Origin of the sequence: Asticcacaulis sp. MM231, from assembly GCF_964186625.1 — a bacterium.
In the GTDB taxonomy this organism is placed as follows: Bacteria; Pseudomonadota; Alphaproteobacteria; order Caulobacterales; family Caulobacteraceae; genus Asticcacaulis.
Window position 1 is genome coordinate 1,292,847 of record NZ_OZ075108.1, and the last position, 24,634, is coordinate 1,317,480.

Consider the following 24,634-nt stretch of genomic DNA (forward strand, 5'->3'; position numbering starts at 1 on the left):
AGAACTATTGCTAAAATTAGGGGTCAAGTGATGGAAATTCAAACTGTAGAAGCCATGAAGTCGCGGGCATCGAAGCGTCGTCCCGACGGCTTGAAGCTGCTTCTGGTGGCTGGCCTGAGCGTTCAGGTCTGGGGCGTGGTGATGGGCCTGGGCCTGATCATCCTCAATCTGACACACTAAACCTTTTGGGTCTGCAATCCGGCGATTGCAGGCTTTTTTAATGGCCAAGTGCTGACAGACGATAAGCGCAAGACCGTAAGGTGTTGCGCTTAATCTATGACGGCTTTAGCGCCGTCCGAACAGTTTCTCGATATCCTTGAGCTTTAACTCGACATAGGTCGGGCGGCCGTGGTTGCACTGGCCGGAATGCGGCGTGGCTTCCATCTGGCGCAGCAGGGCGTTCATCTCATCGGCGGTGAGGCGGCGGCCCGAGCGCACGCTGTGGCGGCAGGCATGATCGCCGCAAATCTCCGCCATCCGTTCCTTCAGCGCCAGCAGTTCGCCGTGTTCGGTCAGGTCATCGACCAGATCACGCACCAGTCCGCCGATATCGCAATCGCCCAGCAGGGTCGGGATATCGCGCACCAGCACACTGGTGGGGCCAAAGGCCTCGACACCCAGTCCCATTACCAGCAGATCTTCGCGCCGCGCCATCAGGCGGCTGACCTCTTCGCGCTCCAGATCGACGATTTCGGGGATGAGCAGGCTCTGGCTCTGCACATTGCCGGCGGCCATGGCCACCTTCATCTGTTCATAGACCAGGCGTTCGTGGGCGGCGTGCTGATCGACGATGACCAGGCCATCGGCCGTCTGGGCGATGACATAGGTTTCGTGGATCTGCGCCCGTGCCGCGCCAAGCGGGAAGGCTTCGGCCTGCGTAGGGGCGTAAGGAATGGGCGCGTCGAGTGGCGCTTCCATCACCGGCGCATAGGATTCGGCCACGCCCTGATAGGCGTCAAAAGACGGGGGCATCGTCTCGACGCGCGCGGTCGGCGAAAACGGCACCTCATCCGGCATATAGGGCGTCATATAGGGACGCACGGCAGCGATCTGCGACGCCGACACCGGATTATAGGGGCGATTGAGGCCGAGCAGCGGCTGCACATCGGTGCGGAAACCGCTGAGCGCGGTGTGCGCCACCGTGGTGGCGGCGCGGTGGCCGGCCGAAGCGAGGGCGTGCTTCAGAGCACCGATGATCAGGCCGCGTACCAGGTTGGGATCACGGAAGCGCACCTCGGTCTTGGCCGGATGGACGTTGACATCGAGGTCTTCGGGATCGATCTCGACAAACAGCGCCGCCAGCGGATGGCGGTCGCGCGCCAGGAAATCGGCATAGGCCGCGCGCAGGGCCCCGGTCAGCAGTTTGTCGCGCACCGGCCGGTTGTTGACGAAGAGATACTGATGCGCCGCATTACCGCGTGAAAAGGTCGGCAGGCCGGCATAGCCCGTCAGCCGCACGCCTTCGCGCATTTGATCAATCAGCAGGGCATTGTCGGAAAAATCGGCGCCAAGCAAAGCCGACAGGCGCCTGAGCCGGCCTTCGAAGCCGACCTGTTCGGCAAAGAGCTTGAGTTGCTTCTTGCCGTCGAGTTCGAGTAAAAACCCGACATTTTCATGCGCCATGGCCTGACGCTTGACCTCTTCGGCGATGGCCATGTTCTCGGCGCGCTCGGATTTCATGAACTTCAGACGCGCCGGTGTGGCGTAGAACAGATCGGTCAGTTCGATGCGCGTGCCGTGGTCGCCGCCGAAAGCCGCCGGACGGATCGGCGAAATGGCGCCGCCATCGACGCGGATGTTGAGCGCCTCGCCATCGCGGGGCCGCGAGGTGATGTTGAGCCGCGCTACCGATCCCATGGAGGGCAGGGCTTCGCCGCGGAAACCGAGCGTCTTGATATGGAGCAGATCCCAGGTGCCGTCGGCCTGCGGCTTGAGCTTGGAGGTGGCGTGGCGCTCGATCGCCAGTTCCAGATCTTCCGCGCCCATGCCGGAGCCATTGTCCTCGATCAGGATACGCGACAGCCCGCCCAGATCGGCACGAATGTCGATCTGGCGGGCGCCGGCGTCGATAGCGTTTTCGACCAGTTCCTTGACGGCGGAGGCGGGGCGTTCGACGACCTCGCCGGCGGCGATGCGGTTGATGGTGTCTTGAGGCAGGCGCTGAATATGCATGGGCTGAATATAGCGGGAGTCGATGCGTATGTCAGGAGGCCTTGGGGATTCATCGGCGTAAGGACAGGCGATCAGAGATAGAGTTCGCCTTCTTCGTAATTGTGCCAGTATTTCAACACCTTGGCCTTCACCTTGATGAGGCGAAGGCCCGGCGTATCAATACCGTCCTTGAACCACACCTCGATATCCTTGACCCAGTGCTTTTCAAACAAAGGCTTGTCATCGATCAGTTCGGCCTTGCCCGTCACCGACAGGAAAAAGCCGCCGCTGATCAGGGAAGGGAGTTGCGTGAAGGCGATATTGACCTGTGGATCGGCCGCGATCTCCTGCGCCGCTGAACTGTCCGCCGTGGCGAAGAAGTACGAGTTGCCGTCATAATCCACCTGTTTGTTGTTGCTCATCGGGCGGGATTCAAGGGCGCCATCGGCCGTCTTGGTCGTCATCATGCACAGATCGATATGGCGCATGGTTTTGCTGATCTCTTCGAGCGTAAGGCTCATCGCTATCTCCTATGATTGTTTGCAAGTTTGGATCTGGAATTTTGTAAAATCTTCAAAGATCCAGTTGTTCTTAAGCGTATGGAATATCGTGTTGAGGAGCTTGCGAGACGTGGCAATGATGGCCTTGCCTGAGCCGCGTGAGGCCTTCACACGCTCATAAAACTCATGGAAATAGGGACTGTAGCGTTTCGCGATCAGGCAGCATTGGACAAGCGTTTTGCGGGCGAGCTTGTTGCCGCGCTTGGTAATATGTCCGCTATGCAGGCTATCGTTCGACTGCGAGATGCGCGGCACGATACCAAAATAGGCGGCGAGCTTTCCCGTATCTTTGAACTCAGCGATATCGCCAATATGGGTGAGTAGCGTTGCCGCCGACAAGGGGCCGATGCCTTTGATGCTGATAATGTTGTCGTAGCCCGGTAGAGATTTGACGAAGACGGCGATCTCGGCTTCAAGGCGCTTCACGCCCGCGCGAAGGGCCTCCAACTGGCCAGCAATCACATCGATCTCGACTTGTTCGATAGCGGTCCAGGTATGGCTTGCGACGTGCCGTTCGAAGCCGACCTTCGTGGTCAGAACCTCGCGCCTCACCTTCAAGCCATGGCGCACAAACATGCCATGAACCTTGTTGATCAACGAGACACGCAGCCTGACCAGTTGTTCACGGGTGGCGATAAGTGACGATAGCTCGATGTGGCCCTCATCCCTTGAGCGCGCTTCGGGAAGCATGTCCTTGGACAAAAAGAAGGCGATGGCACGGGCATCATGCTTGTCGGTTTTCTTTACCGAGCGACGGATGACTTCGAACTGCCAAGGCGCAATCACCACGACACGGTTCACGTGTGGGGACACCATCTTGCAGAAATGCGCCGAGTTGCCCGTGGCCTCAACACCCACTTCATCACCTGGCTCCAGTTGAGAAATCAGGCGCTCAAGACCCCCGCCTTGAACCGGAAGCGTGAGCAAGCGATCCGGCACGCCGTCTTGTAAAAAACACGCAGTCAGGCTATTTGTATGTAGGTCTACACCGATATAACGCGTCATGATTATCTCCAGTATGAGTGATACAGATTGGGGTAGATGCTTCAGCAGGATGGCTCCATTCTCCTATTCGAGATCATCACAGTTAGTTCTGGTAAAACTAAGCTGTGAGCCTCACGGCGGCCATTCAGTGGCAGGGGCGGGCAGTCTCCTAAACGAGGTCTGATCCCGCTCCCGCCGTTGCCAGCGCTCGCGGGGACTCAACAAGCAATGCACCCTGCCGCCTATCCACCCTGGAAAGCAGTTTCCCAGATCCAGCAAAGCTGGCAAATCAATTCATACCGTCTCCTAATAATGGTCACGAAGTTTACCGCCGAGGGCGGCCGCTACGCTGGCGATAAAGGCGCCAATGAGCAGGGAAAGGAACAGGCCGATATGGAAGGCGACCAGGGTTTTGCGGGCGGCTTCCGCGGTCTGCGCAGCCTTTTGCTTCGCGGCGTCGATCTCAGCCAGCGTGGTGTTGATGCGGGCTTGCGCTTCAGCCTGCGACAAGCCGGTTCGGGCGGCGACCTGAGATGACAGATAGGCTCTGTCAGCCGCGGGAACGGAGCCGTTTCTGGCGCCATTGACGAGAATACGCGTCGTTTCGGCGGTGATATCGGCGGCTGGCGTTGTCGCCGAAGGGGTCGTGATGCGATAGAGGCTGTCGGTGTAGTAACCGACCTCGTCGGTCTCGCCGGCGGCGACGGTCGCCGTGGCCTGAACGCCGGTAGTGAGCGCACCGGCGGCGACGATGGCGGCCAGACCCAGGGTGAAGACGGTGGCGACCGACCAGGCGATAAAGCCGTGCGCGGTGTCACGGAAGAAGACTTCATCGCTGTGCGTATCGGCCCATTTGACGCGCAAACGGCCGGCTATATAGCCGCCGATGCCGGAGGATACCCACTGCATGATGACCAGCCAGATGGCCCAGCCGGCGGTGAAGGTGACGAGGCTGGCTTTGGTGGCGTTGAAGACCGAGACGGAGGCGAAACCGAGCGCCGAACCGAGCGGCAGCAGGATCAGCGATATGGCGGCGGCGACAAAGGCGCCACCGAGGATCGAACCCCAGTGGATGCCGGATTTGGACGATTCCAGATCAGGACCGTCGGTATGGGTGATGGGATCGGGGAGCGCCATGTGATAGCCCCCGATCAACGGAAAACAAGCGCGAGCAGAATAATGACGGGGATAGGAACCCCCAGCAGCCAGAGCAGAATACCTTTACCCATCGTAACCTCCTGAAATTGACTTGTGAGGTCAGGTTAGGGTGGCTGCGGGCTTTTTAGAAATGTCGGAGAGGGCGGAAACCTGTAATGAAGTCATAAGCTAAATGTGAAAAGCCACCGCATGAGGTTTCACGCGGTGGCTTAATTTATGGAGTTTTGATAGGCCTAGTAGGTCCAGTCGAGCGTGACCATGACGCTGCGAGGCGCGGCGTAGAAGGCCTGATCCCACTGCAGGCCGCCGAAATATTTTTCATCCAGAGCGTTCTTGAGGTTGAGCGAAGCACGCACACGGTCGGTCAGGCGGAAGCTGCCCATCAGGTCGACGACAGAATAGGCGTCCTGGGTGAAGAGCGTGCCCGCGCTGGTGGTCGACACATCGCTCTGCCAGCGCACGGAGGCACCCAGCTTCATGTCACGGTATTGCGGCAGGCTGTAGGTGGTGGAGAGTTTAAGCGTCTGGCGCGGCAGATAGTTGCGGACATTGTTGCCATCACGGTCTTTGATCGACAGGCTGGTCCAGCCGCCATTGACGCCCCAGTTCGGCGTAACCTTGCCGGCGACTTCCAGTTCATAGCCTTCAACAAAGGTGTCGATGCCGGTATAATAGGACTTTCCAACAAGCTCAGGCTTGGTGGTATAGCCGGGAAGACTGGCATCCGTATTTTGCAGGTAGCCGGTAAACTCAGCCAGATCATATTGTTCCGACTTGAAGACAGACGCCGTAGCGTAAAGGCGATTATCGAGCCATTCCGATTTTATGCCAGCTTCGTAGCTTTTGCCGGTGGCGGCATTGAAGCGGATAAAATTGACGTCGCTTTGCGATTGCGGATCGAAAATGTCGGTATAGCTGGCGTAGAGCGAAACATGCTCATTAACGTCATAAACAGCGCCAACATAGGGGCTGATCTTGTTTTCTGAGCGGTCTTGTGAAACGCCATAGGAAGCGCCGATCGCCTTGAGATCGACGGCATTAAAACCAACGATTCCTGTCAGCTTGTCGGTCAAGTTAAGATGGATGGCTCCATAGATGCGGGTTGTATCGGTCTTGATCTGTTCCGACAGGTACGCATCAGGGTAGGTCGGTTCCGCCGGTGGCGTGATGTGACCGTCCACAATCGGCGCGTAGCTGAGCAGGTCGGCGAAGCGCTCCCACTTGTAGCTGGCGGCGTGGGTGGAATTTGCCCCGAGCACGACCTGATGCTCACGGCCGAACAGGCTGACCTTGCCGCTGGCCACCACATCAAACATATCCTGCTTGATGATCGACGGGTAGATACCGCTGTAGGCGACGACGCCCAGGCCGGTGTCGGGATCGGGCGTACCCGACGGATACAGCAGCTTGGCGTCTTCGTCATAGGATTTGCGCGTGTAGATGCCCTTGATCGTCCAGCCATTGTCAAAGCCATAGGACAGTTCGCCAAAGCTCTGGTGGTCGTGGGTGTTCCAATAGGTCCACGGCGCCGACGAGGTGGCCGACACATCATAGTCGATCGGCGTGCCATCGGAATAGGTCAGGGGCAGGGCGCCCCAGGTAACGCCGTCCGCCAGGTTGTCCTGCTGCGAATAACCTGCGGTGGCCTTCAGCTTCGGTGTGATATCCCACGACAGGACGCCGTAATAGACGCTGCGGTCGACGCCGTAATAGTCAAGATAGGAATCCGTGTCGGTCTTGGCGTAGACGAAGCGTCCGGCGACCGTGCCGCTCTCATTCAGCGGCCCCGACACATCGGCGGTGACGCGTTTGTTGTCCCACGAACCATAGCTGGCCGAGGCCGAGGCCTGAAACGCCTTGGTGGGGCGCTTGCGGATATAGTTGATGGTGGCCGACGGGTTGCCGGTGCCGGTCAGCATGCCGGTGGCGCCACGAATGGCTTCGATACGCTCATAAAGGGCGGTATCCAGTGCACCGACCTGCAGGCCCCAGTCGAGCGGCTGCCCGACGCCGTCGACCTGGAAGTTGATGATGTCGAAGCCGCGCGAATTGTAATAGGTGCGGTCGGTTTCATCGGCCTCCACATTGATGCCGGGGATCGTGGCCAGAAGCTGGTTGGCGTCGGTCAGGGCGAAGTCTTTGATCTGCGCGGCGGTGACGATGGTGACCGACTGCGGCGTTTCGCGCAAGGACAGGTCGAGACCCGTGGCGCCGGCCGAGCCCTTGATCACGCGCTTGCCGATGACGACGACTTCCCTGGCTTCGCTGTCGGCCGGGGCGTCCGCCGGCGCTTCGGCGTGGGCGGCGCCAGCAGCCATCATGGCGAACAACGATGTGGCTGTCAGCAAGACGCGAAGGCGGTTGGAACGAAGGGCGGTCATGTCAGAAAACTCCTGCACATTAAGAATGCGAATAATTATCAATTCGCGCTTCTTAGCAGGTGTTGCGGGCGGGTCAACTGGCAATGCGAACTATTCGCATGGAGTGTCCGTGCGTGGACTTTATGCCGCAGGTCGTTTGAGATAGCCAAGGACAAGGCGGGTGGCCGCCGAATCTATTGTGTGCGCTAACCTTGGCAGGATATCGAGTGTAACATGTGCGCCGAGCGCCATCAGGTCATCATAGGCTCTCTGCGCATGGGCGGCAGCGATGATCGGGTCGGCATCACCATGGATCAGGTGGATGGGGCAGGCGGGGACGGCATGTGGCGGCGCGGCGAACCGGCCTGACAGGGAGATGACACAGCTGGCGACAGGCACTGGCTGCTGTGTCGATTCCAGCGCCATGATGGCGCCTTGCGAAAAGCCGATCAGGGTGGTGGCCTGGGCGTCGACGCCGGTTTTCGCCTGCCAGGCCTGCACGCAGGCGATAAAGCCCGGGATAGCCGCGGCCACGCGCGCCGGCCGGTCGTCCTCGGTGACGCCGCGCACGGAAAACCACTGGAAGCCTCCGCCCGTCTCTGAGGGATCAGGTGAGGCGACGCTGATCACGGCGGCTTGCGGATCCGCCTCGGCGATGGCCTGGCCCAGCGTCACCATGTTTTGCGGCAGGGCGCCAACGCCATGAAAAAGCAATACAAGGTGTTTCGGTGAGGGCGGCGTGTGAACAGGCAGGGAATGGGTTATAAGGCTCATATATGGCTTATGATCGCTCCATCAACCCGTGATTTGAGCGGTAAAATAAAGAATCAAATATTGTAGTATCTATCGCAGTAATAAGGTGCGAATGATGAGCCGTGATGGCCTTTGATCGGCGGATTGTGCAGTTTTATTGACTGTAAATATTGCTCATATTTAGTAAAAAATTGAAAATATCTTAGGTTAAAAACGAACTTTCAGGATTATCATGACTGAAGACGTTCTCAAAATTTCTGGAAACCACATGCGACTGGCTGAGTTTATCAGGGCGAATACGGCGCCTATCATTGCTGAGTGGGAAAACTTCGCCAAGACGTTCGTGCCGGCCGCCGGCAGCATGACGCCGCTCGCCTTGCGCAATCATATCCGGCAAATTCTCGGCTTTATCGTCGAGGACATCGAAACCACCCAGACGGATTCCGAGCAGATCAGAAAGTCGCATGGTGAAAAGCCGCGGACCTTCTATCCGAGTGCCGCCGAAACGCACGCCTCGCTGCGCCACGCCGGCGGGTTCAATATGGATCAGATGGTCTCGGAATATCGGGCTCTGCGCGCCAGTGTGCTCAAACTTTGGGGCATGGACCGCGATATGCAGGCGGTTGATGTCAAGGACATGATCCGCTTCAATGAGGCGGTTGATCAGGCGCTGACGGAATCTATCCGCGACTATTCGGTCAAGCTTGAAATGTCGCGTAATCTCTTCCTGGGCATCCTCAGCCACGATCTGCGCAATCCCTTGAGCGCCATCTCCATGTCGGCGCAACTGGCGGTGAAGATCGGCCATCTCAATGAGCGTCAGACCATGCTGCTGTCGCAGATCGCCAATTCCACGGCGCGCGCCGGGGATATCGTCACCAATCTGCTCGACCTGACGCGGGCGCGTCTGGGATCAGGCCTGCCGCTGATCAAGGAGCCGGTCGATATGGGCTATATCAGCAAGATGCTGGTCGATGAGGCGCGGGCCATCCATCCCAATCGGCAATTTACGCTGGACATGACAGGCGATCTTGAAGGGATCTGGGATCGCGCGCGCATCGGTCAGGTCTTCTCGAACCTGATCGGCAATGCGGTGCAGTATGGATTTACCGACGCGCCGGTGACCATCAAGGTCGAGGGGCTCGAAAGCGAAGTGGTGGTGTCGGTGCATAATGAGGGCGTACCGATTTCGCCGGAGCACATGGTGACGATCTTCAGTTCGCTGACGCGCGTCGAACCGCACGCCGATGACGAAAGCGGCCATGGCGCCTTGTCGGTCAATCTCGGCCTGGGGCTCTATATCTCCAAGGAAATCGTCACGGCCCACGGCGGGACGATCAGCGTTACCTCATCCGAGACGGACGGCACGACCTTCAGCGCCCATTTCCGGCGTTAGGTTTTCGCCAGTTCGCGCTCTATCGCGGCAACCAGGCGCGGATCATCGGCGGTGACGTCGGGCGCGAAACGCTCGACCACGTCGCCGTTTTTGCCGATCAGGAACTTCTCGAAATTCCACAGCACTTCGCCTTCCGGACTAACCGGGATGCCGAACTTTTCCAGACGTTCGCGCATCGGGCCGGCGCTGACAGCGTTCGGCCGGGCCTCGGTGAAGACATCATAGAGCGGGTGCTTATCGGCGCCGACGACGCTGATCTTGCTGAACAGGGGGAAGGTGACGTCATAGGTGGTCGAGCAGAAAGTGACGATATCTTCGTCAGTTCCGGGCTCCTGGAAGAGGAAATTGTTGGCGGGGAAGCCCAGAATCTCCAGCCCTTCGCCTGATTTTTCACGATAGAGCGCTTCGAGCGCTTCATATTGCGGGGTCAGGCCGCACTTCGACGCGACATTCACCGCCAGCAGCACCTTGCCTTTGAACGCTTCGAGCGTGGTCGGCCGACCATCAATGCGTTTCAGGGGGATGTTATAGATGTCGGTCATGGGGCACTCCTTCGTCTGTAGGCTTTTAAGTGCTTTCTTCCTTGCGCTTTTGCAAGGGCGGAGGCACCCTATTGTCAACAACAAAGGAAGCCTGACATGCACACCATCGCCAATCTTATCGTCGGCCTCGTCGCCGTCCTGCATCTGGGCTTTCTCATTCTTGAGATGTTTTTGTGGCAGACGCCGTTCGGTCGCAAGACCTTCGGGCTGACGAAGGAGTTCGCCGCCGAATCCGCCAAGCTGGCGGCTAATCAGGGGCTTTATAACGGTTTCCTCGCCGCCGGCCTGGTCTGGGGACTGCTGGCTGGCCATGACAGCTTCTATATCAAGGTCTTCTTCCTGAGCTGCGTGATCGTCGCGGGGCTCTATGGCGGCTTTACCGTCAAAAAGTCAATCCTCGTCATTCAGGCCTTGCCTGCGCTGGTGGCTCTGATACTGCTCCATCTGCCGTAAACAAGGACGCGTACCATGGAAGATCATCAACTCAGCAAAAGCCTGCAATCCATCGGCAAGTCCTGCTTCGTCAAGAATTTCGAACTGTTCAGCGATGCAGCTATTTCCGATCTCGACGCGATGCAGTTCCTGATGGATGATCAGGGCTACGAACAGACCGGCGCGCGCACCCGCGTCAGGGAAGGCCGCCGCATCATCGAATCCGGTCGCGCCAAGGATGCGCTCAAGATCATCGCGGACGCCCGGCTTGAAGACAGCACGCTGGCGGACAAGGCCTATCGACTTAGTCTGTAGCTTTAACGACGACATGTCTGAAAGCGTCATCTTTGTCGACGATCATATGCTGGTGGCGGAAAAACCAGCGGGCCTTTTGAGTGTGCCCGGACGCTTGCCGCAGCATAAGGACTGCCTGATCACGCGCCTGCAAAGCCTCTATCCTGACGTCCTGACCGTACACCGGCTCGATATGGCGACGTCCGGCCTGATGGTCTTTGCGCGTGGGCCAGAGGTCCACCGCACGCTTTCAAAGGCCTTCGCTGACCGGCAGGTCGACAAGCGTTACATCGCGGTGGTGGCGGGTGACCTCAGCGCGGATGGCGAGGTCGACCTGCCGCTGATCAAGGACTGGCCCAACCGCCCGCGCCAGATGGTCGATCACGCCACCGGCAAGCCCTCGCTGACACGCTACCGCATCCTCGGGCGCGCGGAGGGCACAACGCGGATCGAACTGGAGCCCGTCACCGGGCGGACGCACCAGTTGCGGGTGCATATGATGGCGATCGGTCACCCGATTCTGGGCGATGATTTCTATGCGCCGCCGGAGATCGAAGCCCTGAGCCCGCGCCTGCTGCTCCACGCCGAACACCTGAGCCTGCCGCACCCCGTCAGCGGCGCGCGCATAGACTTCCATTCGGCGGCGCCTTTCTGATCACCACGGCAGGGACTGGCCGCGATAATCATAGAAACCACCGGTATGTTCGGCGCTCAAACCGTCGATAACCGCCAGCAGGTGTGTGGCGGCATCGAGGGGAGGTCGCACGTCCAGGCCGGTCTTGTGGAAAGGCGCCGACAGGTGGGTCTGAACCGTGCCGGGATGAAGCGCCACGCAGACGGCTTGCGGCGCGCGCCGGCGCAATTCGATCGCGGCGGTTTTGACAAACTGGTTGAGCGCGGCTTTCGAGGCGCGGTAGCTGTACCAGCCGCCCAGTTCATTATCGCCGATACTGCCGACCTTCGCCGACAGGGTGGCGAAGACGGCGCGCCCCTGACGCGGCAAAAGAGGCAGGATGTGCTTCATCAGCAGGGCGGGGCCGATGGCATTGAGCGCGAACGATCTGGCCATATGCTCAGGATCGAGCGACCGCCAGCTCTTTTCCGGTTCGAAGTATGCGTCATGCAAAAAGCCGGTGGCGTCGATCACCAGCCGGATATCGCCCTGCGACGCCGCCCATTGCGCGGCGCTGGCGATGCTCGCTTCGTCGGTCAGATCGAGCGGTGGATCGGAATGCCGGGACAGGCCCAGACACAGATCATAATGGCCCTGCGCGCGAAGGGCTTCCAGCAGCGCACTGCCGATACCGCCACTGGCGCCAATGATAACCGCGTTGCCGTTCAGGGGTGTGTTCATGCCCTTCTTACGGTTTCGCCGGGCTTTTGGATTATCTTTGGCTCCGGTTAAGCGCCGGGCTTCAGCAGCAGATCCTTCGCCTTCGCCGAGAAGCGGCGCTGCGGGAAGCAGGTAAAGGTGCGTGAGGTGATCGTGCTGACCGACATCCATTCGCCCGTCATCTCATCGGGCGTCAGGGTCAGGCGGACAAAGCCGTTATAGGCGTCATCGGCGGCCACGACCTCGGTGTTCTGATCGGCGAGCGTCTCGGCCAGTTGCAGGTCTGGCAGCCACGAATTTAACCAGCGTGTCGGGCTGCTGATCGCCGTGACGCCGAGCTCAACGGCCATGGTCTGGCCGGTCACGTCATGAAGCTGGTTGGCCCAGGCGCAGTGGCTGTCACCGGAGACGACCACGGTGCGGGCCTGGGCTGCCTTGATCATGGCGTAGACGCGTTCGCGTTCGGCTGGATAGCCGTCCCAGCCATCAAGATTGAGCGGCAGGGGATCGGCGCTGTCGAACAGGGCCACGAAGGTGTCGAGCTTCTGGCGCGCGCCTTCGGGGGTCAGATTGCGCAGGGCTGCTATCGCATCAGGGCCGAGCCGCTTGACGATATCCGGGCCATTGACCTTGGCCATGACGATCTGGTTGCCCAGCACCTGCCAGGTCACGCCGTCATGTACCGAGGCGGTCAGGGTGTTTTGCAGCCACTGGCGCTGCTCTGCGCCCAGCAGTTCGCGTTCGGGCGCGTTGAGCTTGGCGCGGAAAGCGGTCTTGTCGGGCTTGCCGTCGATATAGGTCAGGTCTTCGGCGTAATCGAGCTGCTTGGTGCGCGCCAGCAGACGGCTTTCCAGCATGACCAGTTCGGCCAGCTTGCCGAAGCGGACGCTGCGATAGATGGCTTCGCGCAGGCGGCCGGGCTCCGGATCGCGGATCGGCATCCATTCCGAATAGGCCTTGAGCGCCGCCGCCTTGCGCACGCCCCAGTCACCTTCGCCGGCATTGTGGTTTTCGGCGCCGTCGCGCCATGGATTGTTGCAGATCTCGTGGTCGTCGAAGACGCAAATCCATGGCGCGCGGGCATGGGCGGCCTGTAAATCCTCATCGCGCTTGTACTGGGCGTGGCGCATCCGGTAATCCGCCAAGGTGACGATCTCGTGCGCCGGCTCCGGCAGACGCATCAGCATGCGGCCATTGCCCATACCGTAATCGGTCAGGCCTGCGCCGTATTCATAGATATAGTCGCCGAGATGAACGACCGCATCGACGCGCGGCAGGTCGGCAATGGCGCGATAGGCGTTGAAATAACCGTTGGGATGCAGGGCGCAGGAGGCCACGGCCAGCACCACCTTGTCGGTTTCCAGCGGCAGGGTGCGGGTGCGGCCGACCGGCGAGGGGATCGGGCCGGCGAGGAAGCGGTAGACATAGTCGGTGTCGGGTGTCAGGCCGCGCACATCGGCCTTGACCGTGTAGTCGCGGCCGGCGTCGGTGTAGACCTTGCCCTCGGCCACTACGGTGTTGAAGCTGTCGTCTCTGGCGATCTGCCAGGCGATATTTGCGCCGCGTTCCAGGCCGCTGATGCGGGTCCACAGAATGAAGCCGTCAATGAGGGGATCGCCGGAGGCCACGCCATGCTCGAACCGGACCTGAGAGGGGGTTTCCGGGAGCGCGGAGGCGCCAAGGGCGGGCACGGCGGCGACCGTACCCACGGCGAACATAACTTTCCGGCGGCTGACCATCCCCATTAGGCTCCCGCTGTTTCCGATAAAACCAGCGCTTAGGGGGATTTGATGACAGCCGTTTGGCAGTTAAATGACGGTTTTTACGCGAAAACCTTAACGTGCCGCGATAGCCACTTTCATCAGGAAAAGCGTGCGCCGGTATTTAACAGGCGCTAAAAGACTAAAAAACCGAAAGATTCGCTTAATGACTCGTCCCAAGATCCTGATCACCCGTCCCTGGCCCACCGGTGCGCAGGCCTATATGCAGGCGCACTACGACGCGACCGTCAACGACACCGGCAAGCCCCTGACGCACGCCGAACTGATGCAGGCGATGACGGCGTATGACTGTCTGTGTTCATCGCTGGGCGATCCGATGGATGCTGCCGTCTTCGGCGTGCCGGGGGCGCGCGTGAAGATGATCGGCCACTATGGCGCCGGTTATGAGAATATCGATGTCGCCGCCGCCAAGGCCGCCGGCATCACTGTGTCCAATACGCCCGACGTCCTGACCGAGGCCACGGCCGATATCGCCCTGATGCTGATGCTGATGACCTCGCGCCGCGCCTCTGAGGGCGAGCGCCAGTTGCGCGCCGGTGCGTGGAAGGGCTGGGGCACGACGGCGCTGATGGGACAATCGCTGGAAGGCAAGACGCTGGGTCTGGTCGGCTTTGGCCGCATCGCCCAGGCGACCGCCCGCAAAGCCGCCAGCGCGCTCGGCATGAAGATCGCCTATTACAGCCGCCATCAGGCCGCCGCTGATATCGAGGCCGCGCTGGAGGCCCGTTATGTGCCGTCGCTCGACCAATTGGCGGCTGAGGCCGATGTCCTGTCGCTGCATACGCCGGGCGGGGCGGAGACAAGGCACATGGTCGACGCGCGTCTGCTTAAGCTGATGAAGCCGAGCGCGATCCTGATCAATACGGCGCGCGGCTCGGTGGTGCATGAGGCCGATCTGGCCGAAGCGCTGAAAGCCCGCACGATCTGGGCGGCGGGGCTCGATGTCTATGAGGCCGAGCCGGTGGTGCATCCGGCCTTGCTCGACCTGTCGAACGCCGTGCTGCTGCCACACCTTGGCAGCGCCACGGTCGAGACGCGCGAGGCCATGGGCATGCGCGCGGCGGTCAATGTTGATCTTTTCTTTGCCGGTCAGCCCGTGCGTGATCGGGTTGCTTGATCTCGTTGCCGCGCAGGTGGTGGACTGGCTGGAAACGGCCAGCAAACCCCTCGTGCTGGGCGTCTGCGGGGCGCAAGGTTCCGGAAAATCAACATTGAGCGAAGGCCTTGAGGCCCGTCTGAAAGCCAGGGGCCTGACCGTGGCGCTGCTCTCGCTCGATGATCTCTATCTGGCGCGCGAAGCCCGTCCGGTCGATATTTCTCCGCTGTTCGCCACGCGCGGCGTGCCGGGCACACACGATGTCGCCCTGGGCGAGCGTACCTTCAAAGGCTTGCTGTCCGGCGAGCCGACGCGCCTGCCGCGCTTCGACAAGGCGACCGACTCACCCGTGCCGGAAGAACAATGGCCGGAGATAACAGCGCCGGACCTCATTATTTTCGAGGGCTGGTGTGTGGGCGCGCGTCCGCAGGCCGACGAGGATCTGGCGAGGCCGGTCAATGATCTGGAACGCAGCGATAATGGCGTCTGGCGGCGTGCGGTCAATGAAGCGCTGAAAGGCGCTTACGCCACCTTGTTTGCCCCTATCGACAAACTGGTGCTGCTGGCGGCACCCGGTTTCGCAATCGTCCGCGACTGGCGAATCGAACAGGAAAACAGCCTGCGTCGCCGCTTGCAGGCCGAAGGGCGCACCGGCACGCACCTTATGAGCGATGAAGCAGTGGGGCGCTTCATCCAGTCTTACGAGCGCCTGACCTGTCATATTCTGCGCACCATGCCCGCCTATGCCGACCTGACCTTGCAACTTGATTCCGCGCGGCATATGACGTCAGCCACACGTCTTGTTCCTGCGTCCGCATCGAGAGTCCCATGATCATTTCCGCCGCCACCGATTACCGCGAAGCCGCCCGGCGCAAACTGCCGCGCTTCCTGTTTGATTATCTTGACGGTGGCTCCTATGCCGAGATGACCCTGCGCAACAATGTCAGCGACCTGTCGTCGCTGGCGCTGCGTCAGCGCGTGTTGCGCGATGTGGCCGACCTGTCGCTGGAGACCGAGCTGTTCGGTGAAAAGATGGCGATGCCGGTGGCGCTGGCGCCGGTGGGACTGGGCGGCATGTACGCGCGCCGCGGCGAAGTGCAGGTGGCGAAAGCCGCGAAGAAGGCGAACATTCCCTATATCATTTCAACGGTTTCTCTATGCCCTCTTGAGGAAATTGTTGAGAAGTCAGGCTGCGATATCTGGTTCCAGCTCTATGTGCTGAAGGACCGCGGCTTTATGAAGCACGCGCTCGAACGCGCGCAGGCCCTGGGCGTCACCAAGCTGGTCTTTACCGTTGATATGCCGGTGCCGGGCGCGCGCTACCGCGATAAGCATTCGGGCATGAGCGGTGATTTCGGGCCGATCCGCCGCATGGTGCAGGCGATCTTCAAGCCGGAATGGGCCTATGACGTTGGCCTGCGCGGCACGCCGCACGATCTGGGCAATGTGTCGACATATCTCGGCAAGGCCACGGGGCTTGAGGACTATATCGGCTGGCTGGGCGCCAATTTCGATCCGAGCATTTCGTGGAAGGATCTGGAGTGGATTCGTGACGTCTGGAAAGGCCCGATGATCATCAAGGGCATTCTCGATCCGGAAGACGCGAAGGACGCGGTGACATTCGGCGCCGACGGCCTTGTGGTGTCGAATCACGGCGGCCGTCAGCTCGATGGCGCGCTCTCGACGTGCAAGGCCCTGCCGGCGATCGCCGACGCGGTGGGCGATGACCTGACGCTTCTGGCCGATTCCGGTATCCGTACGGGGCTCGACGTGGTGCGGATGCTGGCGCTCGGCGCCAAAGGCGTTCTGCTGGGCCGCGCCTATATCTATGCGCTGGCCGCCGGTGGCGAGGCGGGGGTCACCAACCTGCTGGGCCTCATCGAGAAGGAAATGCGCACGGCCATGGCGCTTACGGGCGTCAAGACCATCGCGGAAATCAATCGCAACCTGCTGGCCTGAGGCGAGGTTTGCCAGCGACCTTATATGATCCTGATGTTTTGCCCGTTGCCTCCGCATGGCAACGCAACGGGTGACGCCGCTAGATAGAACTCACCGGGCGATCATGCTCCGTTATCTGAGGTGCTATAATGTTCAAGTTTCCCAAACTGACCGCAAGTGGCTTTACGCTCGCCCTGGCCCTGACCACGACCGCCATGGTGCCCGCGCTCACCCCGCAGGTCGCGGAAGCCGCCAGCAAGGCCGATATTAATTCTGACTCACAAGCTGCGCTCAACTCGCTTTATGCCGGCAACCCGACCGCCAAGCTGATCGGTTCGCGCGCCAAGGCCATCCTGATCTTCCCCAGCATCGTCAAGGCCGGTTTGGTCTTCGGTGGCGCCTATGGTGAAGGCGAACTGTTGGCCGATGGCGGCGTGGCCGACTATTACAATTCCTTCTCCGGTTCGTGGGGCCTTCAGGCCGGCGCGCAGTCCTACGGTTACGCCGTTTTCCTGATGTCCGATAACGCCGTGAAATACCTCAAGGAAAGCTCCGGTCTTGAAATCGGCGTGGGCCCGACCGTGGTTGTGGTGGACGAGGGCGTGGCCCGCAATCTGTCGACCTCGACCCTGAAAGACGATGCCTATGCCTTCGTCTTCGATCAAAAGGGCCTGATGGCCGGTGTCTCGATTGAAGGCACCAAGATATCCAAGATCAAGCAATAGCTTTCCCCTTAAGCTTTCTGATCTTGTTCATGAGCCCTTCGGTTTCCCCTGACCGAAGGGCTCTTTTTATTTGACTTAGGTCCAAAATGCGCTGGAAGGGACAGGCCGATTTAGTCCACCCAGTCCCTTTTTATCGTGCGCGAGGCGAGAAGCAGCAGAACTGCCGCCACCAGATAGAAGCCAAGGCCGATCACAAAGGCCCATTTGATCGAGTCCGCGCCGTACTCCGGCTTGAGCAGTTCCGACACCTTGCCGAAGAAGTACGGCCCGGCGCTGAGACCGATCAGGTTGGTGATCAGCAGGAACAAAGCCGCTATCAGCGCGCGTGAGGACGCCGGCGCCAGATGCTGGACCGCCGTCAGCAGAGGCCCGAACCACATCAGACCCAGCGCCTGCGGGATCAGTATCAGGAAAAACGCGGCGTGCGGGGTCTTGGCCATGATACACAGGGCGTAAAGCGGTGCCGACAACAGAAAAGCAATGGCGGGAACCAGCGGATAGGCGCCTTTGCGCGCCGTGCCGAGCTTATCGGCCAGTATGCCGCCGCTTAAGATTCCGATGATGCCACTGATAAGAAAGGCGCCGGCGAAAAGCTGCGAGCGGCTGACGATATCCATATGCAGGCTGCGCGCCAGAAACGTCGGGAACCAGTAGAGGAAGCCATATCCTACCAGCGAGGCGAAGGAAGCGCCAAAGGCCATGAGCCAGAAACTGGACTTGCTGGCCGCCAGCCTGACCACCTCGATCAGGCTGAGCTGGCCCTCGCGCGGCGCATCGAACCGGCCGCGTACCGGCTCTTTCACCAGCAGCCGAAACACCGGCGCCAGCAGGACGCCGATGCCGCCGATGACGAGAAACGCCCAGCGCCAGTTGACCTGCGCCGCCATTAGGCCGCCGAACAGGATACCGGCCGCGCTGCCGATCGGGATGGCCAGCGAATAGACGGCCATGGCACGGGCGCGTTGCTTCTGCGGATACATATCCGAGATCAGGCTGTAGGCGGGGGGCACGCCGCCGGCCTCGCCCACACCGACGCCCATCCGCGCCAGAAACATCTGCGGAAACGAGGTCGCCAGTCCGCAGAGCGCCGTGAAGCCCGACCAGATGGCCAGAGAGGCGGCCATGATTGTGACGCGCGAATAGCGATCGGCGAGCCAGGCGACGGGTATAGCCAGCACACTGTAAAGCAGTCCAAAGGCGAGGCCGCCCATCCAGCCGAGCTGGGCATCATTGAGGTGCAGTTCGGCGGCGATCGGCTCTTTCAGGATGCTCAGGATCTGCCGGTCGAGAAAGTTCAGCGCATAGACGATGATCAGCAGAAAGAGCGTGAAAGAACGCCCGTTTGCGGGTGCAGTATCGGATGGCATATGCCGTCTCCCCATATCAGACCGCCTTCATAGGCGTATCCGACATTTCGGACAAAGGAAAAGCGGCAGGGCTTCATTGAGTTGTCGCACAAAGGGGGATAAAAAAAGGTCTTCCCACATCAAACAGGAGAGTTCCGCATGATCCGTACCGCACAGGCGCACTGGGCCGGCAATGGCCAGCAAGGCGAAGGCACGCTGACGACGCAAAGCAAGGTGCTGAACAGCCAGCCCTACAGCTTCAAGCTCCGTTTTGAAAACGCCGATGGCCAGTCAGGCACCAATCCGGAAGAACTGATCGCCGCCGCCCATTCGGGTTGTTTCTCGATGGCGCTGGCCTTCGCGCTCGGCGCGGCTGGCTTCACCGCTGACAGCATCGACACCGAAGCCTCGGTGAAGCTCGATCCGGCCGAAGGCGGCTTTGCCATCTCCGGCATCACGCTGAAACTGACCGCGAAAATCCCCGGTATTTCTCAGGAACAGTTCGACGCTATCGCCGCCGGCGCCAAGGCCAATTGCCCGATCTCCAAGGCGCTGTCATCGGTGCCGATCACGCTTGAGGCGACCCTGGCTTAAGAAGGCTTATCTGTGGATTCCCTTACCCTAACCTAATCCAGATTACAGCCGACATATTTGAGACGCCCGGTATAGAGTCGGAAATCTGACTTCTTGCCGGGCTTTTTCAGGCGTGAAACCGTGCCCTGATCGGTCAGGTCGTTGAAGCACTTCGCCAGATCGGGGCTGTGTGACGCATCGACCACGATGAGGGCGCGTTTGCGGAACAGGATATTTTCATAGGTCGGCCAGCCATAACGTTCGCGTTCGACCAGCGGCACCGGTGAGAAGGTGTTGCCGCCCATGGCGTGCGCCAGTTCGCCCTGTGTGTTGTAATCGGTGGTGGCGATCCAGTCGGCATCGAGCTTAGCCGCTTTTTCCACGATTGTCTCGGTGAGCGGCTTCCAGCCCTGACTGAGGCCCGCTGCGCCGGCAAGGCTGGGGCCCAGATTGCCCAGCGCCAGATACATCAGCGCGATGACGCTTAGACCAATGCCGAACGGTGCCGACCACGCGCGCAGGCGCGGCAACCACTTGCCGGTGACGGTCTCGGAGGCCGCCGCCGCCAGCACGATCAGGCCGGGATAGACCGGCGCCGGCCAGTTGCCCTGGATGCGGTCATGGAAGACGTGCACCAGCATATAGGCCAGCAAGGGCAGGGGCAGGGCGATCAGGAGGGTCAGGCGGCTGTCATGGCGGTTACGCCACCACATCATGACGCCGGTGACGACGAAGACGAAGATCAGCGGATTGATCAGCAAGGGCTGCGAAATCAGGAATTCGATCAGGTATTTGGCGGTGAAGTGGCTGCCTTCGATGCGCCCGAACTGCTTGGCGAAGGTGATCCAGCTGTGGTGGGCGTTCCAGATCAGGTTGGGCGCCATGGCGGCCGCGGCGATCAGCCCGCCAAAATACGGCCACGGCGTCAGCAGGTGGCGGCGGGCATCCTTGTCGAGCGCCAACCAGGCGATGACGCCGACGCCAAGGAACAGGTTGGTGTATTTCGCCTCGAAACCCAGACCGGCGAACAGGCCAAACACCAGCCACCACCAGCCCTTGCCGGTGGTATGCAGCTTCGCCAGCGCCCACAGGCCGCACGCCCACATCAGCACCGACGGGGGATCGGGCGTTGCGATGACCGAACCGACACTCAGGAGCACGCAGGCATTGAGCCACAGCAGGGTGCGGCGCGCCACGGAGGCGCTGAACAACACCTTCGCCGTATCGTACATCAGCCAGCTCAAGGCCACGAAGCTTAAGATAAACGGCAGGCGCACCAGCACGGCGACATCGGCGAGGGCGGTGAAGCCCGCGATCCACCACGCCACCATGGGCGGGTGATCGTAATAGCCAAGCGCCGGATGCTGCGCCCACAGCCAGTAATAGCTCTCGTCCGGCACCAGACCGGCGCGTGACGACGTCACCAGCCGCAGGACCATCAGTCCGGTCAGCAGGGGCAGGTAGGGGAGAGTGCGAAGGCGGGCTGTCAGCGTCATCCGCCCTTATTGGCCGGTTTTGTGGTTTCAGACAAGTTTCATCACGGCCGGCCCGCCGAGCGCCGGATCGGTCATAGACGGTTGGCCGTTTTCAATATGACCGGCGAAACGGTGGCTGAAGCCGTCACCTGAAAGCGTGATATCGTACCAGCCATCACTGACTGCCAGATCGAAGGCCATGAGGTTGACGTTGAGGCCTTTCGCCGTGGTCAAGCTTTGCGCTGGCTGACCGTAAGCATTGTCGGTGACTGTAACGGTGAGCGTCTCACCACCGAACGCATGCAGGGACAAAACCTTGCCGCTCTCGATCGTTACCGGACAAGCACCCGTTCCGGCGAAATGGCGGTAAAAGCCATTTGGCCCTAGGATGTCGTAGTCAAACTTGCCGTCATCCGTCGCAGATATCGTGGCAAACAGTTGACCGTTGGCCTTGACTGTATAGCGCTTGGGAGGGTTTTTCACAGCATTACGGTCATAGACGTGGAAAACAACCGCTGTGTCGATGCTGTCATTGACGAATTCGAGCGATATGCCGTGGCCGATGGGGGATGGTTTGACCTGGACGTTAAAGCGGTAGGGCAGGGGCCGCGCCCGGCGCTGGCCATTTTCCTGCACCGGCGGGCTTATCTGTTCGGGCGGCTGTGGCTTGGGCTGGCCGGAGAGCTTGCGGGCGCGCTCGGCGGTGGCGGCGGTCTCGGGCAGTTTCTGGAAGAAGGCTTCGCTGTTTGGGTTGGCGAAATCAAAGCAGGTCGTCAGGTCGCCGCAGACCGCACGGCGCCACGCGCTGATATTGGGTTCGTGAACGCCGAAGCGCGCCTCAAGGAAGCGGATGACCGAGGTGTGGTCGAAGACCTGCGAATTGACGAAACCGCCCTTGCTCCATGGCGAAATCACATAGAGCGGCACGCGCGGACCAAGACCATAGGGCCGGTCCTTCCAGTTTTTGTCGTTGTGGTATTCACCGGCGGTGTCAACCTGGCTCTCGCCATAGGGCACGCCATCGAGTTTGGCGGGCACTGACGGCGGCGGCACATGGTCGAAATAGCCGTCGTTCTCGTCGAAATTGATCAGCAGGACCGTCTTGGCCCATACCGCCGGATTGGCGGTCAGGGCATCGAGCACGCGGGCGGTATAGTCCGCGCCCTGCGCCGGCGAAGACGGCCCCGGATGCTCCGAACCCTCGGCGGTGGCGACGATCCACGACACCTGCGGCAGCTTTTCCGTCAGCACGTCGTCTTTCAGCTTGTCGAGCGCGCGGGTGCGCAAGGATCGCGCCGCCAGTTCGGCCAGCGCGGGCGATTTCGATTTGTCGGCCATGCGGTAAAGCTTGAAGCCGGCCAATGGGTTGTCGGTGAAATTATCGTCCATGTCCTGATAGACCTGCCAGCTTATGCCAGCCGAGGTCAGGCGCTCCGGGTAGGTCACCCAGGTGTAGCCGCCGTGGCCCTGAGGATCGCTTTTCAGGTTGTCGTAGCCGTTGTCGATCGCCGGGCCATGATGCGCGCCCGAAGGATCATTGGTGCCGGTCCAGATGAACAGGCGGTTCGAATTTGTGCCGGTATGGATCGCGCAGTGATAGGCGTCGCAGATCGTGAAGGCTTCGGCCATGGCGAACTGGAAGGGAATGTCGTCGCGCGTGAAATAGCCCAGGCTGTGATTGTGCTTGGCCTGCGGCCAGTTGGACAGGCGGCCGAGATCCCAGGCGGCCTGCGCATCGGGGAAGCTGTGCGGCGTGCCATCGGTACGCATATATTTGAAGTCCTGCACCGTATTGAGCCGGAAAGGCGCGATCAGGTGCGTCTTGTCGTGCTCATCGGGCTGCGACCACACCGTGCCGTTCACCGTAGGGATCGGGAAGCGGTCGGAAAAGCCGCGCACACCATTGAGCGTGCCGAAATAGTGATCGAACGAGCGGTTTTCCTGCGTCAGGATCACGATGTGCTCGACATCCATGATCGTGCCGGTGGTGCTTTTCGCCGGAATATCGAGCGCGCGGGCGATCGAGGCGGGCAGGCTGCCCAGAGAGGCGGCCAGAGACGCGGAGAGCAGAAAGCGGCGGCGGTCGATGGTCATGGGCATCCCTTTTTAATCCGCCGGGAGTATCAGGGCAATGTGACGGTTTTATCAAGGCCGGACAGAAATTGCATGCCCCTGGTAAGCAGACGCCGGCGCCATCAGGCGAACTTAAGGGATGAAGAGGTCGAAATCTGGCAACCTGTCTGTGTCGCTGCCGATCCGGAAGATCGAAGCGTTAGAGCCATCGAACACCGTCCAGACGGGCAAAGACCTGCGGTTTGGATCACCGGTCGCGGCAAACGCTACCCATCGGTCGGATAGCTCAGTGGCCAAACGCCTGTCTTCGGCCGTCCAGGGACGTTGTTCCCAATCGAGATGATCGAAGACGTACTGGATTTCCGCCCCATGACCTATGCCGCAGCCATAGCCGCAATTGGGCAGTTCTGCCGGGCGATGGGCGAAGAAGTAGACGTAAGATTTCGAATGACTGTTTTGTCGTTGCAGATTGGCCCAGTACTGCATCCGCCAGCCCCACCAGTCATTGGTCAACTGGTTGATGGAGGCCCTGGCCTGTGCATCGGTGGCGCCGGGATAGGTTTTCAAGAGGGCATCCGTCGGCGCATGACCGAGGAGCCGGGCCATCAGGTCTCTATGGTTGGCGGCTGTAAAATCACTGGTGCCCAGGATTTCGGGCGCCAGGTCCTTGCCTTCCTCTGCGTTCCAGCCGACCAGAATCGGGACGTCGTTCTGGCGATGGTTCTGATAGGTCGTGGTCAGGTCTTCATGCAGCACATGCCCGTCGACGATCGGCACCGGCGACCACGGCTGCTTCGCTAAGGTCTCAAGGCTCATGGCGCGCAGGTCGAAGAGGTGGTGCGCGCCGGCCGCCTTTGAAAAAGCCATCCCCTTGGCTTCGGCAGCGGTGCGGTCGAAGTGCGCGTTCTCGCTGGGGGCAAGGGGAAGGGCGTCATTGCCGCTTTCAGCGATGGCACGCTGGAAAAGCCCCTTGCCCAGCGGTGACGCGACCAGGATCGCCACGGATTCGCCTCCGGCGGATTCGCCCATGATGGTGACGCGTTCGGGATCGCCACCGAAGGCCGCGATATTGTCCTTTACCCAGTGCAGAGCGGCGATCTGGTCCTCGATGCCCTGGTTGCCGGAAGACTGATCGGGCAATTCTGCGGTCAGTTCCGGATGGGCGAAGAAGCCGAATATGCCGAGTCGATAGTTGAGGGTGACGACAACAGCGCCATGCCGGGCCAGGTTGCCGCCATCGAAAAGGGGCTGACCGGCTGTGCCGCCATAATAGCCGCCGCCGTGAATCCAGACGATGACCGGCAGCTTTTCGGCCTTTGCCCGATCGGCTTGTTCTGGCGCCCAGACATTGAGATAGAGGCAGTCTTCGCTCTTGGGGTTGGGCAGCCAGTCCGCATTGGGAGCGCAGGCCGCCGAAAGCGTCGTGGTTGCCCTCACGCCGCTCCAAGGCACGACCGCTTGCGGCGCGCGCCAGCGCAATTCACCCACTGGCGGGGCGGCAAAGGGCACGCCAAGGAAGGTGCGCACCTCGCCGGTATCCGTGCCGGATATCTGCCCGCCGGTCACTGAGACCGGCGGGGTCGCCTTTTGAGCAAAAGCGGGAAGCGCCAGCAGCGCGACACCAAGAACGATAAGGCTGTTCAGTACGCGCATGATGTTCCTCC

23 protein-coding genes are annotated in these 24,634 nt (G+C 60.6%); 10 read left to right on the forward strand and 13 right to left on the reverse strand.

Going from position 1 to position 24,634, the window contains the following annotated elements; genetic code table 11:
* Positions 1–30: 30 nt before the first annotated feature.
* Positions 31–180, forward strand: a complete 150-nt coding sequence (locus ABQ278_RS06360) for a hypothetical protein (protein ID WP_164468325.1) — start codon at positions 31–33, stop codon at positions 178–180.
* Positions 181–285: 105 nt separating this feature from the next.
* Here the strand turns inward: ABQ278_RS06360 and mutL are convergent, their stop codons facing one another.
* The 6 genes from mutL to ypfH all read right to left on the reverse strand — a co-directional run bounded on the left by mutL (position 286) and on the right by ypfH (position 7,987).
* Positions 286–2,172 (reverse strand): DNA mismatch repair endonuclease MutL, encoded by a 1,887-nt coding sequence (mutL, locus tag ABQ278_RS06365; RefSeq protein ID WP_349321727.1) that lies wholly within the window; start codon positions 2,170–2,172, stop codon positions 286–288.
* Between the two features lie 71 nt (positions 2,173–2,243).
* Positions 2,244–2,672 (reverse strand): pyridoxamine 5'-phosphate oxidase family protein, encoded by a 429-nt coding sequence (locus tag ABQ278_RS06370; protein ID WP_349321728.1) that lies wholly within the window; start codon positions 2,670–2,672, stop codon positions 2,244–2,246.
* 9 nt (positions 2,673–2,681) lie between these two features.
* Positions 2,682–3,716, reverse strand: coding sequence for an IS110 family transposase (locus ABQ278_RS06375; protein ID WP_349321729.1), 1,035 nt, complete (start codon positions 3,714–3,716; stop codon positions 2,682–2,684).
* A 285-nt stretch (positions 3,717–4,001) separates the two neighbouring features.
* Positions 4,002–4,832 (reverse strand): hypothetical protein, encoded by an 831-nt coding sequence (locus tag ABQ278_RS06380; protein ID WP_349321730.1) that lies wholly within the window; start codon positions 4,830–4,832, stop codon positions 4,002–4,004.
* A 254-nt stretch (positions 4,833–5,086) separates the two neighbouring features.
* Positions 5,087–7,234: a TonB-dependent siderophore receptor gene (locus ABQ278_RS06385; protein ID WP_349321731.1), complete on the reverse strand. Its 2,148-nt coding sequence runs from the start codon at positions 7,232–7,234 to the stop codon at positions 5,087–5,089.
* 120 nt (positions 7,235–7,354) lie between these two features.
* Positions 7,355–7,987: an esterase gene (gene ypfH / locus ABQ278_RS06390; RefSeq protein WP_349321732.1), complete on the reverse strand. Its 633-nt coding sequence runs from the start codon at positions 7,985–7,987 to the stop codon at positions 7,355–7,357.
* Positions 7,988–8,198: 211 nt separating this feature from the next.
* Between ypfH and ABQ278_RS06395 the strand changes: the two genes are divergently transcribed.
* Positions 8,199–9,362 carry a HAMP domain-containing sensor histidine kinase gene (locus ABQ278_RS06395; protein WP_349321733.1) on the forward strand — a complete coding sequence of 388 codons (1,164 nt, stop codon included), beginning with the start codon at positions 8,199–8,201 and terminating at the stop codon, positions 9,360–9,362.
* On the opposite strand, the gene ABQ278_RS06400 is transcribed toward ABQ278_RS06395, so the two are convergent.
* Positions 9,359–9,904: a glutathione peroxidase gene (locus ABQ278_RS06400; RefSeq protein WP_349321734.1), complete on the reverse strand. Its 546-nt coding sequence runs from the start codon at positions 9,902–9,904 to the stop codon at positions 9,359–9,361. The genes ABQ278_RS06395 and ABQ278_RS06400 overlap by 4 nt on opposite strands.
* A 96-nt stretch (positions 9,905–10,000) precedes the next feature.
* Between ABQ278_RS06400 and ABQ278_RS06405 the strand changes: the two genes are divergently transcribed.
* From ABQ278_RS06405 to ABQ278_RS06415, 3 genes are read left to right on the forward strand one after another with little or no spacing between them, the layout of a single operon-like run.
* Positions 10,001–10,357 carry a DUF1304 domain-containing protein gene (locus tag ABQ278_RS06405; RefSeq protein ID WP_349321735.1) on the forward strand — a complete coding sequence of 119 codons (357 nt, stop codon included), beginning with the start codon at positions 10,001–10,003 and terminating at the stop codon, positions 10,355–10,357.
* A 15-nt stretch (positions 10,358–10,372) separates the two neighbouring features.
* The gene (locus tag ABQ278_RS06410; protein ID WP_018081528.1) at positions 10,373–10,651 is read left to right on the forward strand and encodes a hypothetical protein; all 279 of its coding nucleotides are present in this window, start codon (positions 10,373–10,375) and stop codon (positions 10,649–10,651) included.
* 13 nt (positions 10,652–10,664) lie between these two features.
* Entirely contained in the window at positions 10,665–11,285 is a 621-nt protein-coding gene (locus tag ABQ278_RS06415) for a pseudouridine synthase (protein WP_349321736.1), read from the forward strand.
* Here ABQ278_RS06415 and ABQ278_RS06420 read toward each other — a convergent pair whose 3' ends face one another.
* Both ABQ278_RS06420 and ABQ278_RS06425 read right to left on the reverse strand, forming a co-directional pair.
* Positions 11,286–11,984 (reverse strand): SDR family NAD(P)-dependent oxidoreductase, encoded by a 699-nt coding sequence (locus tag ABQ278_RS06420; protein WP_349321737.1) that lies wholly within the window; start codon positions 11,982–11,984, stop codon positions 11,286–11,288.
* Positions 11,985–12,031: 47 nt separating this feature from the next.
* Positions 12,032–13,708, reverse strand: a complete 1,677-nt coding sequence (locus ABQ278_RS06425; protein WP_349321738.1) for an alkaline phosphatase D family protein — start codon at positions 13,706–13,708, stop codon at positions 12,032–12,034.
* A 181-nt stretch (positions 13,709–13,889) separates the two neighbouring features.
* Here ABQ278_RS06425 and ABQ278_RS06430 point away from each other — a divergent pair, with 181 nt between their 5' ends.
* From ABQ278_RS06430 to ABQ278_RS06445, 4 genes are all read left to right on the forward strand, one after another.
* Positions 13,890–14,861 (forward strand): D-glycerate dehydrogenase, encoded by a 972-nt coding sequence (locus ABQ278_RS06430; protein ID WP_349321739.1) that lies wholly within the window; start codon positions 13,890–13,892, stop codon positions 14,859–14,861.
* Positions 14,845–15,672: a kinase gene (locus ABQ278_RS06435; protein WP_349322117.1), complete on the forward strand. Its 828-nt coding sequence runs from the start codon at positions 14,845–14,847 to the stop codon at positions 15,670–15,672. The genes ABQ278_RS06430 and ABQ278_RS06435 overlap by 17 nt, the downstream gene beginning before the upstream one ends.
* A complete protein-coding gene (gene lldD, locus ABQ278_RS06440) occupies positions 15,669–16,799 on the forward strand; it encodes an FMN-dependent L-lactate dehydrogenase LldD (protein ID WP_349321740.1) in 1,131 nt (376 codons plus the stop codon). The genes ABQ278_RS06435 and lldD overlap by 4 nt, the downstream gene beginning before the upstream one ends.
* Positions 16,800–16,927: 128 nt before the next feature.
* Complete coding sequence (locus ABQ278_RS06445; RefSeq protein WP_018081520.1) at positions 16,928–17,503, forward strand: YSC84-related protein; 576 nt, start codon at positions 16,928–16,930, stop codon at positions 17,501–17,503.
* 110 nt (positions 17,504–17,613) lie between these two features.
* On the opposite strand, the gene ABQ278_RS06450 is transcribed toward ABQ278_RS06445, so the two are convergent.
* Entirely contained in the window at positions 17,614–18,870 is a 1,257-nt protein-coding gene (locus tag ABQ278_RS06450; RefSeq protein ID WP_349321741.1) for an MFS transporter, read from the reverse strand.
* A gap of 138 nt (positions 18,871–19,008) precedes the next feature.
* On the opposite strand from ABQ278_RS06450, the gene ABQ278_RS06455 reads away from it, so the two are divergent.
* Positions 19,009–19,443 (forward strand): OsmC family protein, encoded by a 435-nt coding sequence (locus ABQ278_RS06455; protein ID WP_349321742.1) that lies wholly within the window; start codon positions 19,009–19,011, stop codon positions 19,441–19,443.
* A gap of 32 nt (positions 19,444–19,475) precedes the next feature.
* Here ABQ278_RS06455 and ABQ278_RS06460 read toward each other — a convergent pair whose 3' ends face one another.
* From ABQ278_RS06460 to ABQ278_RS06470, 3 genes are all read right to left on the reverse strand, one after another.
* A complete protein-coding gene (locus tag ABQ278_RS06460; RefSeq protein WP_349321743.1) occupies positions 19,476–20,918 on the reverse strand; it encodes a glycosyltransferase family 39 protein in 1,443 nt (480 codons plus the stop codon).
* Between the two features lie 27 nt (positions 20,919–20,945).
* Positions 20,946–22,997, reverse strand: coding sequence for a phosphocholine-specific phospholipase C (locus tag ABQ278_RS06465; protein WP_349321744.1), 2,052 nt, complete (start codon positions 22,995–22,997; stop codon positions 20,946–20,948).
* Between the two features lie 105 nt (positions 22,998–23,102).
* Positions 23,103–24,623: a carboxylesterase family protein gene (locus ABQ278_RS06470; protein ID WP_349321745.1), complete on the reverse strand. Its 1,521-nt coding sequence runs from the start codon at positions 24,621–24,623 to the stop codon at positions 23,103–23,105.
* Between the last annotated feature and the right edge of the window lie 11 nt (positions 24,624–24,634).

Excerpts from the sequence above, each read along its gene's own strand:
- ABQ278_RS06465 (WP_349321744.1), bottom strand. The coding sequence starts at position 22,997 with ATGCCCATGACCATCGACCGCCGCCGCTTTCTGCTCTCCGCGTCTCTG.
- ABQ278_RS06385 (WP_349321731.1), bottom strand. The coding sequence starts at position 7,234 with ATGACCGCCCTTCGTTCCAACCGCCTTCGCGTCTTGCTGACAGCCACA.
- ABQ278_RS06455 (WP_349321742.1), top strand. The coding sequence starts at position 19,009 with ATGATCCGTACCGCACAGGCGCACTGGGCCGGCAATGGCCAGCAAGGC.
- ABQ278_RS06400 (WP_349321734.1), bottom strand. The coding sequence starts at position 9,904 with ATGACCGACATCTATAACATCCCCCTGAAACGCATTGATGGTCGGCCG.
- ypfH (WP_349321732.1), bottom strand. The coding sequence starts at position 7,987 with ATGAGCCTTATAACCCATTCCCTGCCTGTTCACACGCCGCCCTCACCG.
- ABQ278_RS06360 (WP_164468325.1), top strand. The coding sequence starts at position 31 with ATGGAAATTCAAACTGTAGAAGCCATGAAGTCGCGGGCATCGAAGCGT.
- ABQ278_RS06445 (WP_018081520.1), top strand. The coding sequence starts at position 16,928 with ATGTTCAAGTTTCCCAAACTGACCGCAAGTGGCTTTACGCTCGCCCTG.
- ABQ278_RS06415 (WP_349321736.1), top strand. The coding sequence starts at position 10,665 with ATGTCTGAAAGCGTCATCTTTGTCGACGATCATATGCTGGTGGCGGAA.
- ABQ278_RS06430 (WP_349321739.1), top strand. The coding sequence starts at position 13,890 with ATGACTCGTCCCAAGATCCTGATCACCCGTCCCTGGCCCACCGGTGCG.
- ABQ278_RS06405 (WP_349321735.1), top strand. The coding sequence starts at position 10,001 with ATGCACACCATCGCCAATCTTATCGTCGGCCTCGTCGCCGTCCTGCAT.
- ABQ278_RS06375 (WP_349321729.1), bottom strand. The coding sequence starts at position 3,716 with ATGACGCGTTATATCGGTGTAGACCTACATACAAATAGCCTGACTGCG.
- ABQ278_RS06395 (WP_349321733.1), top strand. The coding sequence starts at position 8,199 with ATGACTGAAGACGTTCTCAAAATTTCTGGAAACCACATGCGACTGGCT.
- ABQ278_RS06470 (WP_349321745.1), bottom strand. The coding sequence starts at position 24,623 with ATGCGCGTACTGAACAGCCTTATCGTTCTTGGTGTCGCGCTGCTGGCG.
- ABQ278_RS06370 (WP_349321728.1), bottom strand. The coding sequence starts at position 2,672 with ATGAGCCTTACGCTCGAAGAGATCAGCAAAACCATGCGCCATATCGAT.
- ABQ278_RS06410 (WP_018081528.1), top strand. The coding sequence starts at position 10,373 with ATGGAAGATCATCAACTCAGCAAAAGCCTGCAATCCATCGGCAAGTCC.
- mutL (WP_349321727.1), bottom strand. The coding sequence starts at position 2,172 with ATGCATATTCAGCGCCTGCCTCAAGACACCATCAACCGCATCGCCGCC.
- ABQ278_RS06425 (WP_349321738.1), bottom strand. The coding sequence starts at position 13,708 with ATGGGGATGGTCAGCCGCCGGAAAGTTATGTTCGCCGTGGGTACGGTC.
- ABQ278_RS06460 (WP_349321743.1), bottom strand. The coding sequence starts at position 20,918 with ATGACGCTGACAGCCCGCCTTCGCACTCTCCCCTACCTGCCCCTGCTG.
- lldD (WP_349321740.1), top strand. The coding sequence starts at position 15,669 with ATGATCATTTCCGCCGCCACCGATTACCGCGAAGCCGCCCGGCGCAAA.
- ABQ278_RS06380 (WP_349321730.1), bottom strand. The coding sequence starts at position 4,832 with ATGGCGCTCCCCGATCCCATCACCCATACCGACGGTCCTGATCTGGAA.
- ABQ278_RS06450 (WP_349321741.1), bottom strand. The coding sequence starts at position 18,870 with ATGCCATCCGATACTGCACCCGCAAACGGGCGTTCTTTCACGCTCTTT.
- ABQ278_RS06420 (WP_349321737.1), bottom strand. The coding sequence starts at position 11,984 with ATGAACACACCCCTGAACGGCAACGCGGTTATCATTGGCGCCAGTGGC.